Origin of the sequence: Rhodococcus sp. EPR-157 (assembly GCF_001647195.1) — a bacterium.
Classification (GTDB): Bacteria; Actinomycetota; Actinomycetes; order Mycobacteriales; family Mycobacteriaceae; genus Rhodococcoides.
Genome location: NZ_LVCV01000567.1, coordinates 1 through 10,932, shown reverse-complemented (window position 1 = coordinate 10,932; position 10,932 = coordinate 1). Strand labels below are relative to the sequence as shown.

Below are 10,932 nucleotides of genomic sequence, written 5' to 3'. Positions count from 1 at the left end.
GTCTTCGGTCTACTGGACGTCGACGACGAGTTTTTCGTCGTCCTTCGGCCTGCACCGTCGGGCACCCGTCTCCTGTTGTCCGACGCCAGTCTTGCGGGCGAGTACGACATCGCGGCGGATGTACTCGACGAACTGAACATCGACATTCCGGATTTCGATCCTGACGAGCTGGACGACGTCGAGCCGTGGCCAGAGGGAGACATGGGCCTGCTGGCCGATCTCGGGCTTCCTGAGGCGGTAATGGGCATCATCGTCGCCGAGACCGACCTCTACCCTGACGAGCAACTCGGCTCCATCGCGCAGCGCCTCGGATTCCCCGACGAACTCGGAGCTGTCCTGGACAAGCTTCCTCGGTAGCGGTGACGGACGTCGAGCTCATCCGTGCCGCTCTGGCGGCTGCGGGTGACGCCTCCGAGCTGGATGTACCGGTCGGCGCTGTGGTCTTCGACGCCGACGGCCGAGAGTTGGCCAGGGCGGCCAATGCTCGTGAAGCCTCAGGCGATCCGACGGCGCACGCCGAGGTCCTGGCTCTGCGCGCCGCCGCGTCCGTGCACGGCGACGGTTGGCGGCTCGAAGGTTGCACGCTCGCAGTGACCCTCGAACCGTGCACCATGTGTGCCGGGGCATTGGTCCTTGCGCGCGTTTCTCGCGTCGTCTTCGGCGCGTGGGAACCCAAGACCGGCGCAGTGGGCTCGCTGTGGGACGTGGTGCGTGATCGACGCCTGGCGCATCGGCCCGAGGTGCGCGGCGGGATTCTCGCGGACGAGTGCGGCGCGGCATTGCGCGAGTTCTTCGACGCGAAACGCTTATGAAACTCTCATGTTTATCGGTCCTACTCGGGGGTAAGTACCGGGGCAGGGAACGCGAAAACTGCGTTCTGTACGACGCATCCTCAGGAGGCAAAATGGGACTCGACGACAAAATTGGTAACAAGGCCGAGGATCTGGGCGGCAAGGCCAAGGAAGCTACCGGTTCGGCTACCGGCAACAAGGACCTCGAAGCCGAGGGCAAGGGCGACCAGCTCTCGTCCGCAGTGAAGGATGGCGCGGAGAAGGTCAAGGACGCAGCCTCCAACATCAAGGACAAGCTCACCGGAAACTGATTTCCGAAGGCCTGAGCAGGCGATTTAGTCTCGGGCCGTCACTGCGGTACAGTTTTCCGCGGTGGCGTGTCCGAGCGGCCTAAGGAGCACGCCTCGAAAGCGTGTGACGGGTAATCCCCGTCCGAGGGTTCAAATCCCTCCGCCACCGCCAAAACTCCCCACCTGTTTACGCAGGTGGGGAGCTTTTTTGTGCCTCTAAGGCGCTCTCGACGCGGTCTCGTGACCACACTTTGACCACACTCTCCGGTGAATAGGTGTCATTCATGGTCACCGCGACAGCGTCCAAGTCCGTATCGAATAGGTCCGCGTACGTGTCCAGGGTGACCTTCGCCGAGGTGTGTCCGAGCATCCTTGCCAGGGCGAGAACGTTCACCCCGGCGCTGACCGCCAGGCTTGCTGTCGTGTGCCTCAGATCGTGCGGGGTGATGGTCTGCACCTTGGCCCGCTTTACCGCGCCGACAAACCATCCGCCGTCAGATTTGGGGCGCGGTAAGTACCGACCGTCCGGCCCCGGGAAGACCAGGTCGCCCGGTCCTTTGCCTTCACACTGTCGGGCGAGCTCGTCGAGGATGAACTGGGGGACCGGAACGGAGCGTCCACGGCGACTCTTGGTCAAGCCCTCGGCATGATCGACTCCGAGCTGCACGGCGTTGTCGTGGACGCTTAGCCGCCGCCTGAGAAACTCGATGTCCTTCACCCGAAGCGCGATCAACTCGCCCCAACGCAGGCCCGTGTATGCCTTGGTGAGCACCAGGCGACGATGCTGACCCGATTCCTGGGCTAGACGGGCGACGTCCTCAGCAGAGAGATACACATGACGTTTGGCCGTCTTCCGCGGAAGGTTCTCGACGCCGCGCGCTGGATTCTTCGCCAGTCGACGTGACTTCACCGCGTCGTCGAGGATGCCAGCCAACACTCCATACGCTCGAATCACTGTCGTCGCGCTGCAACCACGACGCGTCATGTCGGCAATCCATCGCTCTACGCCGGCTGGTTCAATCTCTGCGATTCTGGCCGTTCCCCACTTCTCTTTCACGTGGTTGCGCCACGCCGATTCGAGTGTCCTGTAGTTCGATGGTGCTACGTCAGACTCTTTGCGTAGCAACCACTCTGGTGCAAGTCCGGACACTGAGGCTCGACCAAGAACTGGGGCCACGTAGTCGCCGGTGAGCTTCTGTACCTCGACGGTGTTGGCGAACGCTTCGGCGTCCCGTTTGGTCTTGAATCCCCGTTTGGTGGTCTGCCGATGATCCGGCATTCGATAGCGGACGCGGTAGCGAGTCTCGACTATCGGTTGACCCTTGGCGTTCGTCCGAATTGACCCGTCTGCGTTCTTCTTTGGTGAAAGGTCGTAGCTCTCGATGGTTGCCATCAGCCGAACGGCTTCAGTATGCCGGTCTCGCTAGCCCACTTGACGGTCTTTCCGTCCGTCCGAATGGTCACTTCGTATTCGATGTCAGCTTTTGATGATCGACGGATTGAGCCGATTCGACCCGTGCGTTCCTGTGAACGAATCACGAAGTCTAAGCCTCCGTCGGACAGCGATCTGTAGCCCTCGATGAAAGATGAAACATCCTTAGCTGCAATGGGTTTAGCGCCAGTAATGGATACTTCCTCTCGCTCATCTCTGACGTCAGGCATGAGAAGTGCCATTGGCGATACGTCGAGTGCTACCGCGATTGCCATCAGGTCGTCGACGTCGACTCGTCTCGCGCCGCGCTCGATCTCGCTCAGCGTGTTGTGTGCCAACGGCCGGCCGTTGGTCGCCAGTCGGTCCGACAGCTCACGAAGGGTGAGTTGTTGTTCGCGTCGGACGGTCGCGATGTTCTCTCTTACGGTGTCGCCGGTTGGGCCGATCTCGACTCGTCTTGTCGCCATGATGCAGATTTTAGGGCAGGGCTTGCAGGATTGAAACTCGTCCGGTAAGAATGAACTCGAACTCAGCATGATCCGACCAGAAATAACTAAGAGTCAGAGAGGTTTCCTGAAATGACTGACACACGATCGCAGGAGGCGCGGTCCCCGCTCGCTACGCCGGAAGAGGCAGCCGCATTCCTACGCTCGACAGAAAAGCAGCTAGCACAGAAGCGGTACCTCGGAACCGGGCCTAGGTTCGTGAAGAACGGACGATTCGTCCTGTACCGCTGGGCCGACCTGCACGCCTACGTCGAGGCCAACACGTTTCAGCGGACCGACGACCGCCCGGTGAGCGCCTGATGCACACGCCGGACCCGTATGAAATCGAGAATGCCCCCGACGACGCGGCGGCAACCGCAGTCGGGGGCAACGAACCAACCACCTACCAAGGAAGCACCTCGACCATGAGCATAGACCCCGTTCACCAGCAGTCGTACGAAGAGTTCGCGGCGTTCATCGAACAAGACCTGCTCGACAGTGCGATCGAGTGGACCACGTACGAAGCCGAGCAGCATCGAAGGGTCGAAGGGATGTTCGGTTGCGGCGACGTCGATATCACCGTCGAAGCGCGTGTCGACTTCGACGGCACCATTCCGTTCGTCGCGGTTCGAACCCCCGACACAGAAGCAATGCTCGACGTCGACGGGATCGACCGCCTGATCACCGCGCTCGCATGGGCACGACAGGATCTCATGCGACTGGCAGGTGATCTCACATGAGTCACCTTGCAATTGCCGAAGCGGCAGAGGTTATTACGAACGACTCAGCTATCGAGCGGCACATGCTCAGCCTGTCCCGTCGTGGAATGCGAAAGCCGACCATGCGAGATCGCCGGCAGGTGCTCAATCGAGTCACGCGGTACCTGGACGGCACTCCATTGCTCGACGCGACAGCGAAGCAGCTCGACGACTGGCAGCTGACTCTTCAGGAGAAGTCGCCGCAAACGGTCTGCACGTACACCACGCACATTCAACAGTTCTACGTCTGGGCGCTCGACGAGCAACTGATTGTCAACGACCCGGCGCGGCGTCTGCCGAAACCGAAACTACGGCGGCGTCTACCGCGGCCGATGGACGAAGACGACATGAAGCGTGCTCTGAATGCTGCACGCTCGCTCGCCATCGTCACGGGATCTGCGCGCATTTTCGTGTGGTTGCTGCTCGCTGGCTACTGCGGACTGCGCGCCGGTGAGATCTCGAGGCTCAAGGGGTCAGACTTCCGCCGTTCGGAGGACGGCGGCGCGTGGTTGTCGGTGGATGGCAAGGGCGGTTATCCGCGTGTGGTGCGGGTAGCGCCCGACTTGTTCGTCTACGTGAAACCGTTCCTGGACAAAGCACGTCGTGGACCACTGTTCCCCACCGAAAAGGGTGCCGCGCTGTCACCCAACGAGGTATCCAAACGAACCAACGCATTCCTGCATGACACGGTCGGAATCGACGATACGTTTCATTCGCTACGACATCGGTTCGCGACCTCGCTCGCCGATCTCGGCGCCGACATTCGGGACGTGCAGGCAGCTCTCGGTCACGCTTCGCTGAACACGACGTCGCTGTACCTCGCGTCGAACACTCGCCGTGGTGCCGCCTCGGTCGATGCTTTGGCAGCCGACCTCGACGGTGATCTGCGATGAGCGCGGAATTGTTTCGCGAGGACGTCGGTCCAGAGCCCGTTGTCAGCACGGCAGGAATGGCCTTGCTACTGGGTGTCGATGAAACCGAGCTTCGCGACGAGATCGCCCGTCAGGGTGGGGCTGAGCGATTCCAGGTACCGAAGCAGTGGGTGCGGCAGGGTCGCCGACGATCCAAGGAGTACCAGGCAGCCACTGGGCGCTTCGACATGAAGGGCGCACTGGAGTACTGGTCGTCACGCGATAGCGGCGATGCCTGATGTTCGCGCAGATCGACGAACTCTCCGACGAGCCCGTGAGTGTCACCAGGGACGGCCTGCGCATCCGAATCCGCTACGGCAGCGGGATCGCCCTGTCGATGGACCGCGGCGAGGCTGTCGCGCTGGTGGCCGCACTGACCGAAGCGATGGGGGGTGGTGCCTGAAAGCTGTGCTCGTTCAAGGAAACCCGCGACGTGACTTTGAACAGCAAGGCCGGGTGGAGCAGAGAAATCCGCTCACACCCGGCCCGACCAGAAAGGGGCCCTCGATGCCCTACGGCAACAATTCTAACGGCACCAGCGTAGATAGCTTCGTCTCAGCCCTGATCGGAGGCCCGGTCTCGCACGAGGTCGACGTGGTGGCAGTTCACGAACGTCTCGCGCCGATCCTCGCCCAGGCTGTCCGGCTCGGCGATATCCCGATCCTGGGGTCGCCGGCGTGGGTCGGTCTCCCGGAGGACGACAGTCGGTGGCGTCACAGCGTCGTCGCCGCCGGTTACCGCTGGGCGATCCGCGAATGGCTCGATCAGGACGTGCGTCGTTCTGCTTCACGGGCGATCTCGGCCGCGGACGATTGGGGATCGGTGGCACAGTCCATCCGCCGACGGAACGAGTACTTCACCGAGAACCCGTGGGCTCAGCGGGTGGTCGCGTGAGCGGCGTCGCGATCCCACACCCCGGACAGGTGCTACCCGAGGACGTCCACCGAGGGCAGGTCAGGATGGCCTACAGGCTTGCTCGACTGTTCGTCGACCAGCTCATGTTCGTCTTCGGGATCGGCTGGTTCGTGTTCGACGGCACGCGGTGGACTGAGGATAACCACGGCGCTGCCAAAGCGGCAGTGCTGGAAGTGCTGCGCGACGCCCTCGCCGAGAGCCTGGGCGACAAGGAGTTGAGGGAGGACGTCCGCAAGTGCGAGAGCGCATCCGGCGTGGCAGGAGTGCTCGACTTGGCTTCTGCCCTACCGGAATTCGCGTTCACGGTGACCGATCTCGACGCCGACGGGTACCTGCTCAACACTGCCAGCGGCACACTGGATCTGCGGACGATGGAACTGTCGCGGCACAATCCGCGCGACCGCATCACCAAAGTCACCCGCGCGGCGTGGCGTCCACAGAGCAGCTCGACCACGTGGTCGACGTTCCTCGACCGTGTGCTGCCGGACGCCGAGGTGCAAGCGTTCCTGCAACGCTACGTCGGGGTCGGGTTGTGCGGACGTGTACTCGAGCATGCCCTCGCGATCCTCACCGGCTCCGGCCGCAACGGTAAGGGCGTGTTATATGGCGCAGTCGCACACGCTCTCGGCGACTACGCGAAGTCGGCAGAACCCGACCTTTTCATGCACCGGGAGGGCGCACACCCGACCGGGGAAATGGATCTCATGGGCGTCCGATGGGTGGTGGTCTCGGAGTCGGACAAAGGCAGGCGGTTGGCCGAAGCCACGGTCAAGCGACTGACCGGCGGCGACCGGATTAGAGCTCGACGCATGCGGCAGGATTTCGTCGAGTTCGATCCGTCGCATACGGCGGCACTCGTCACGAACCATTTGCCGACAGTCTCCGGTGATGATCCGGCGATCTGGGCGCGCCTGCGCGTCGTTCCGTTCGATGTGGTGATCCCGAAAGCTGAGCAGGACAAGACACTGCCGCAGAGTTTGGAGGTCGCAGCGGACGCTGTGCTGGCGTGGGCGATCTCAGGCTGGTCGAGCTATCGGGAGATCGGTCTCGCGGAGCCTGCGGCCGTCCTGGAGGCAACTGCGGCGTACGAATCGGATGCCGACGCGATCGGCCGATGGATCGCGGAGGAGTGCGTCACGTCCTCACCCTTGGTCAAATTCAATTCCGGGAAGCTCTTCGAGGCTTGGTCGACCTGGGCGCACCAAGAGGGTACGGAACCCGGCGGAAAGAAGGCGTTCGGCGAAACCCTCGACCGCAGAGGATTCGCGATCCATCGCGGAACTGGTGGAGTCAGATTCCGCCGAGGAATCGCTCTGAGAGCCGCCGAGGGAGTGACGTGAGTGACGTGAGTGATGCGTTTCCGGTATCCCCCTACGCGCAGGCGCGCTGCAGTTCATACAGAAGACACATCCCTCACGTCACTAACACCCTGTTTTCCCAGCTCAGGATAGTGACGCGAGAACCACCCTGAGCCGAAGTTCAACCTAGAACCTGAGCAATACCTGAGAGAAACCCGCGAATTGAGCGCCGAGGAGCGCTGGCATGAATCACGACCGAACCGGCGACACGATCGAGGAGCCGTCGACCGAAAGACACGACCCGAACTGCCGCGCCGGTTGGCTCGGTGCCGACTCGGAAGGCCGGCCGATTCCGTGCCGGATCTGCAAGCCACATCTGTTCGTCGACCGAGTTGTCTACGCCTGGGAGCCCAAGTGACCGCAGTTCAGCCACCGACCCGAGAACAGGTCGCTGACACCGCAGCAGTACTTGCCCAACTCGGCGTGCCGTCCGGTTTCAGTGCCTCCGCAGCAAGCAAGGTCATGCGCCAGCAGCTCGGTAGAGGCGTCGGCACGACCAGGGCTGGCTGGGCGCAGAAGGTCCGTCGTGGCGCGATGGCACTGCACGACATACCGGCGGCGAGCGCACCGCAGGCACGTGAGCCTGGCGCGCCGAGGTCGCAGCCTCATCAGCACTCGTTGTTCAAGCCCCCACTGCCGATCGAGTCCCTGATCGACGAGCGCCTCGTCGGTGCAGCGTGTCGAGGGCATCACGAGCTGTTCGATCCACCCCGGCACGGTGAGCGCGACGAACGCTTCGAACTGCGTGTCGCAGAAGCCGCCGAGCTGTGCGCGCAGTGCCCGGTACTCGCCGCGTGCGACGACGCAGCGAGGGAACTCGGCCGGCGCGCGTACGGCATCTGGGCCGGCAAGGCTCGGAACCAATCGGTCCAGCGAAAGGCGACGGTCTGATGGACCGGCACGTGGGCCACGGCCGAGGACTGGTGACCGCGAGCTACATAACCGCAGGTCAGGGGTAGGGGGGCTCGCGCCGCTGGGGCTGGCCAGGCACGGGGGGTCCCACGGCTGCCTCCGTTTTCTCACTTGAACATCGAGCGGTACATGTACACGGGAGGTGTCCACCGTGGCCGACGTGCACAATCGGACCCGGTACAACCAGGGCTGCAGGTGCGACACCTGCACGTCAGAAACCAACACAACAGTTCCCGACCATGAAAGAAGGCACCCATGAACATCACGCTTGCCGATGAAGTCCGAGGCCTGCGGCTCATCCTCGCCGCTGTCAACGAAGACATCGACGCCGCGAACGCTGTGTTCGCTGAGGCCGGCGCAGAACCCGACGGCTATGTAAAACTCGCGATGACGTCAGCTCAGGCGTCAGCGGCGGCGCTGACCCGGACAGTTGGCGTCGAACATCTACGCGACAAGCTGCTCCATGACATCGAGGCCCTGCTCGACCGGGAGGACGCGCCCGATGCCTGAGGACGACGAGCTGGACATCGACCTCGACGATGATCTGGTCGAAGTCGTGGTCGGCGTGGCCGAGTTCAACGGTGAGATCCGACGATGGGTGCCGCGAGACGCAGCGACGCACTGGGACGCGAGTAGGTGGAGTTCACGTCCTCCGAGGTAGAATTATTTTGCCCCATTTCGAGGAGTGGTGGTGTGAGCCGGTTCAATCCGTCCGCCCCCGGGACTGCGCTGATCACGCAGGGTTCGGATCGGCCAGCGGTCATGCCTACTCCGCCACCGTCCTTCGGGGAAGTCTTGAGTTAGACCATCGGTACACGGGCCCGCCCCCGGGACTGCGCTGATCACGCAGGGTTCGGATCGGCCAGCCCAATCCGCCCGTCGCCCAAGCGCATTCGACTTCCAACATTCGTTGTGCCTGAAAGGCAGACAGAAACATGAACCTCAAGGAAAAGCGTGCGGCCGCTATCAAGTCCGCACAGGACATTGTCGAACGAGTCAAGGCTGAGAGCCGAGACCTCACCGCGGCCGAGAACACTCAGATCGAGGGATTCATCGCCGAAGCCAAGGGCTTCGACAGTCAGATCGCCAAGGCGACCGACCCGAATGGATTCCTCAAGCAGCTCGAAAGGCTCGTGCCCCAGGACGACGAGACCGCGAACGCCGACGGCAACAGGCGGCTCAGCCTGTCCGGCAAGGGCGGAATAGCGCTGGCTCGCAAGGCTGCAGCCGCAATGAGCGGCGGGGATGGGACGTTAGGGGTCAAGGCCGCTCTGGCACCGTCCGGGGCCGCGATCATCGGCCAGGAGTTCATACCGGACCCGGTGGCGCTCGGGCAGCCGGCGACCGGCCTGCTCGACCTACTTCCGGTCATCACGCACCTGCAGCCCGAGTTCGCCTACCTGCGTCAAGCGACGCGCGCGAACGCGGCCGCTGTCGTCGCAGAGGGTGCGCTCAAGCCGACCTCCACGTACGGCTTGACGCGCATCGAGGACACCCTCGACGTCGTGGCACACCTGTCGGAGCCCATCCCGCAGTACTGGCTCAGCGACAACGCCTCGCTCGCACAGTTCCTGCAGTCGGAACTGTCCTACGGATTGCGCCTCGCCGTCGAAGCACTCGTGCTGTCCACGATCGACGCAACGTCGGGTCTGCAGACCCAGGCGTACCTGCCCGGTGATCTGCTCGCCACGCTGCGCACGGCCGTGACGAAGGTGGAGACGCTCGGCTACGCCCCGTCTGCCTTCGTGCTGCGGCCCGAGGATTGGCAGACGATCGAACTGACCCAGGACGCAAACGATAGGTACCAATTCTCGTCGGGCCCCGTCGATCGCGCGTCGCAGCGGGTCTGGGGTGTCCCGGTCGCATTGAGTACTGCACCGGCAGTGAAGTCCGGGTACCTGCTCACCGCTGGGTCGGTCGCTCTCGACACCGACACCCAGGGCGTCAAGCTCGAGTGGTCCTCGGCCGTCGGTGACGACTGGCAGCGCAACCAGACACGAGCGCGTCTGGAAGGCCGATACGCGGCCGGTGCACGGCAACCCATGGGCCTGGTCAAGATCGCCACCGCAGCAGCCTGACCCACAGGCAAGCGAACGCCCCCGCACTGGAGAAGCAGTGCGGGGGCGTTCTGCTGTCTGCACCCGCGAGTTCGGAACCTCCCGGCTCCGACTACCCCGTGAGGAGCGGTCGGAAGTTGTTGCCTCGCTTCGTGAATCAGGGTTGAGCATCAGGGCGATCTCCGTAGCGACAGGGCTCGGCAAGGGCACAGTGGAGCGAGAGCTTCCTACTGTCCCAATTGGGACAGTAGAAGTCACCGGAATCAACGGTAAGACCTACCAGCCCAAGCCTCGCCCGGTCACCGATCCCGCCCCCGTTCGAGGAGAGTTTCCCGAAGGAACTCACCTCTGATGGACTGCCTGCACCCAGCCTCTCGGCGTGACCACATTTTGACCACAGTTGACCACGAATCAGGCCGATTTAGACGGAGTGAGCATGACCTAAATCGCCTGTTCAAGGTGGGTATGGCATCCTTGCCAGCACGCCATTAAGGGTTCAAATCCCTCCGCCACCGCCAAGAATCTCCCCACCCGATCCGTCGGGTGGGGAGATTTTTTGTGTACTTTAGCCGCCCCCCCGGTGACCGAACGGCTGATTCGGTCACCTCCCGGGCTGGCCGCGCAGGTTCCAGCGAGCGCGCAAGTTGCAACGCGTGCCTGGGCTGGAAGGTGCGCGTCCAGGTCGCCAAGTGACCGAATGAGACATTCGCTGCGGCGCGCCCAGCGTTCGGCGCGCAGCGTTCGGCGCTCGGCGCGCAGGTTCCAGCGAGCGCGCAAGTTGCAACGCGTGCCTGGGCTGGAAGGTGCGCGTCCAGGTCGCCAAGTGACCGAATGAGACATTCGCTGCGGCGCGCCCAGCGTTCGGCGCGCAGCGTTCGGCGCTCGGCGCGCAGGCTCCAGCGAGCGCGCAAGTTGCAACGCGTGCCTGGGCTGGAAGGTGCGCGTCCAGGTCGCCAAGTGACCGAATGAGACATTCGCTGCGGCGCGCCCAGCGTTCGGCGCCCAGCGTTCGGCGCCCAGCGT

The 10,932-nt window shown here is 63.3% G+C and carries 17 protein-coding genes and 1 tRNA gene; 16 read left to right on the top strand and 2 right to left on the bottom strand.

The window, feature by feature from the left end:
• The 4 genes from A2J03_RS24960 to A2J03_RS24945 all read left to right on the top strand — a co-directional run.
• A partial coding sequence (locus tag A2J03_RS24960) for a tRNA adenosine deaminase-associated protein (RefSeq protein ID WP_197480955.1) occupies window positions 1-357 on the top strand: 357 nt, incomplete at its 5' end.
• A gap of 2 nt (window positions 358-359) precedes the next feature.
• Window positions 360-812, top strand: a complete 453-nt coding sequence (locus A2J03_RS24955; protein ID WP_068379471.1) for a nucleoside deaminase — start codon at window positions 360-362, stop codon at window positions 810-812.
• A 92-nt stretch (window positions 813-904) separates the two neighbouring features.
• Complete coding sequence (locus tag A2J03_RS24950; protein WP_068379468.1) at window positions 905-1,102, top strand: CsbD family protein; 198 nt, start codon at window positions 905-907, stop codon at window positions 1,100-1,102.
• Between the two features lie 60 nt (window positions 1,103-1,162).
• Window positions 1,163-1,253, top strand: a tRNA-Ser gene (locus A2J03_RS24945).
• A gap of 15 nt (window positions 1,254-1,268) precedes the next feature.
• Here the strand turns inward: A2J03_RS24945 and A2J03_RS24940 are convergent.
• Complete coding sequence (locus A2J03_RS24940; protein WP_082898081.1) at window positions 1,269-2,474, bottom strand: tyrosine-type recombinase/integrase; 1,206 nt, start codon at window positions 2,472-2,474, stop codon at window positions 1,269-1,271.
• Window positions 2,474-2,980 (bottom strand): helix-turn-helix domain-containing protein, encoded by a 507-nt coding sequence (locus A2J03_RS30740; protein WP_068379465.1) that lies wholly within the window; start codon window positions 2,978-2,980, stop codon window positions 2,474-2,476. Before A2J03_RS30740 ends, A2J03_RS24940 begins: the two co-directional genes overlap by 1 nt.
• Before the next feature lie 111 nt (window positions 2,981-3,091).
• Here A2J03_RS30740 and A2J03_RS24930 point away from each other — a divergent pair, with 111 nt between their 5' ends.
• The 12 genes from A2J03_RS24930 to A2J03_RS24890 all read left to right on the top strand — a co-directional run bounded on the left by A2J03_RS24930 (window position 3,092) and on the right by A2J03_RS24890 (window position 9,930).
• Complete coding sequence (locus A2J03_RS24930) at window positions 3,092-3,319, top strand: hypothetical protein (RefSeq protein WP_068379462.1); 228 nt, start codon at window positions 3,092-3,094, stop codon at window positions 3,317-3,319.
• 104 nt (window positions 3,320-3,423) lie between these two features.
• Window positions 3,424-3,738 (top strand): hypothetical protein, encoded by a 315-nt coding sequence (locus tag A2J03_RS24925; RefSeq protein WP_156520574.1) that lies wholly within the window; start codon window positions 3,424-3,426, stop codon window positions 3,736-3,738.
• Window positions 3,735-4,649 carry a tyrosine-type recombinase/integrase gene (locus tag A2J03_RS24920; protein WP_082898080.1) on the top strand — a complete coding sequence of 305 codons (915 nt, stop codon included), beginning with the start codon at window positions 3,735-3,737 and terminating at the stop codon, window positions 4,647-4,649. The genes A2J03_RS24925 and A2J03_RS24920 overlap by 4 nt, the downstream gene beginning before the upstream one ends.
• Window positions 4,646-4,906, top strand: coding sequence for a hypothetical protein (locus tag A2J03_RS24915; protein ID WP_068379449.1), 261 nt, complete (start codon window positions 4,646-4,648; stop codon window positions 4,904-4,906). Before A2J03_RS24920 ends, A2J03_RS24915 begins: the two co-directional genes overlap by 4 nt.
• Complete coding sequence (locus A2J03_RS31290; protein ID WP_197480954.1) at window positions 4,906-5,070, top strand: hypothetical protein; 165 nt, start codon at window positions 4,906-4,908, stop codon at window positions 5,068-5,070. Before A2J03_RS24915 ends, A2J03_RS31290 begins: the two co-directional genes overlap by 1 nt.
• Window positions 5,071-5,174: 104 nt before the next feature.
• A complete protein-coding gene (locus tag A2J03_RS31285; RefSeq protein WP_197480953.1) occupies window positions 5,175-5,561 on the top strand; it encodes a DUF2742 domain-containing protein in 387 nt (128 codons plus the stop codon).
• A 65-nt stretch (window positions 5,562-5,626) separates the two neighbouring features.
• Window positions 5,627-6,922: a DNA primase family protein gene (locus tag A2J03_RS24905; protein WP_082898082.1), complete on the top strand. Its 1,296-nt coding sequence runs from the start codon at window positions 5,627-5,629 to the stop codon at window positions 6,920-6,922.
• Window positions 6,923-7,124: 202 nt separating this feature from the next.
• Window positions 7,125-7,298, top strand: a complete 174-nt coding sequence (locus A2J03_RS30735) for a hypothetical protein (RefSeq protein WP_156520572.1) — start codon at window positions 7,125-7,127, stop codon at window positions 7,296-7,298.
• Entirely contained in the window at window positions 7,295-7,831 is a 537-nt protein-coding gene (locus tag A2J03_RS30195) for a WhiB family transcriptional regulator (protein WP_082898078.1), read from the top strand. Before A2J03_RS30735 ends, A2J03_RS30195 begins: the two co-directional genes overlap by 4 nt.
• 276 nt (window positions 7,832-8,107) lie before the next feature.
• Complete coding sequence (locus A2J03_RS24895) at window positions 8,108-8,362, top strand: hypothetical protein (RefSeq protein ID WP_068379443.1); 255 nt, start codon at window positions 8,108-8,110, stop codon at window positions 8,360-8,362.
• Window positions 8,355-8,513, top strand: a complete 159-nt coding sequence (locus A2J03_RS30730; RefSeq protein WP_156520571.1) for a hypothetical protein — start codon at window positions 8,355-8,357, stop codon at window positions 8,511-8,513. The genes A2J03_RS24895 and A2J03_RS30730 overlap by 8 nt, the downstream gene beginning before the upstream one ends.
• A 274-nt stretch (window positions 8,514-8,787) precedes the next feature.
• Entirely contained in the window at window positions 8,788-9,930 is a 1,143-nt protein-coding gene (locus A2J03_RS24890; RefSeq protein WP_068379440.1) for a phage major capsid protein, read from the top strand.
• Window positions 9,931-10,932: the final 1,002 nt, after the last annotated feature.

Coding starts and splice junctions, on each gene's coding strand:
- A2J03_RS30735 (WP_156520572.1), top strand. CDS start 7,125: ATGAATCACGACCGAACCGGCGACACGATCGAGGAGCCGTCGACCGAA.
- A2J03_RS24930 (WP_068379462.1), top strand. CDS start 3,092: ATGACTGACACACGATCGCAGGAGGCGCGGTCCCCGCTCGCTACGCCG.
- A2J03_RS30740 (WP_068379465.1), bottom strand. CDS start 2,980: ATGGCGACAAGACGAGTCGAGATCGGCCCAACCGGCGACACCGTAAGA.
- A2J03_RS24895 (WP_068379443.1), top strand. CDS start 8,108: ATGAACATCACGCTTGCCGATGAAGTCCGAGGCCTGCGGCTCATCCTC.
- A2J03_RS31285 (WP_197480953.1), top strand. CDS start 5,175: ATGCCCTACGGCAACAATTCTAACGGCACCAGCGTAGATAGCTTCGTC.
- A2J03_RS24950 (WP_068379468.1), top strand. CDS start 905: ATGGGACTCGACGACAAAATTGGTAACAAGGCCGAGGATCTGGGCGGC.
- A2J03_RS30730 (WP_156520571.1), top strand. CDS start 8,355: ATGCCTGAGGACGACGAGCTGGACATCGACCTCGACGATGATCTGGTC.
- A2J03_RS24940 (WP_082898081.1), bottom strand. CDS start 2,474: ATGGCAACCATCGAGAGCTACGACCTTTCACCAAAGAAGAACGCAGAC.
- A2J03_RS24915 (WP_068379449.1), top strand. CDS start 4,646: ATGAGCGCGGAATTGTTTCGCGAGGACGTCGGTCCAGAGCCCGTTGTC.
- A2J03_RS24890 (WP_068379440.1), top strand. CDS start 8,788: ATGAACCTCAAGGAAAAGCGTGCGGCCGCTATCAAGTCCGCACAGGAC.
- A2J03_RS31290 (WP_197480954.1), top strand. CDS start 4,906: ATGTTCGCGCAGATCGACGAACTCTCCGACGAGCCCGTGAGTGTCACC.
- A2J03_RS24925 (WP_156520574.1), top strand. CDS start 3,424: ATGAGCATAGACCCCGTTCACCAGCAGTCGTACGAAGAGTTCGCGGCG.
- A2J03_RS24920 (WP_082898080.1), top strand. CDS start 3,735: ATGAGTCACCTTGCAATTGCCGAAGCGGCAGAGGTTATTACGAACGAC.
- A2J03_RS24905 (WP_082898082.1), top strand. CDS start 5,627: ATGGCCTACAGGCTTGCTCGACTGTTCGTCGACCAGCTCATGTTCGTC.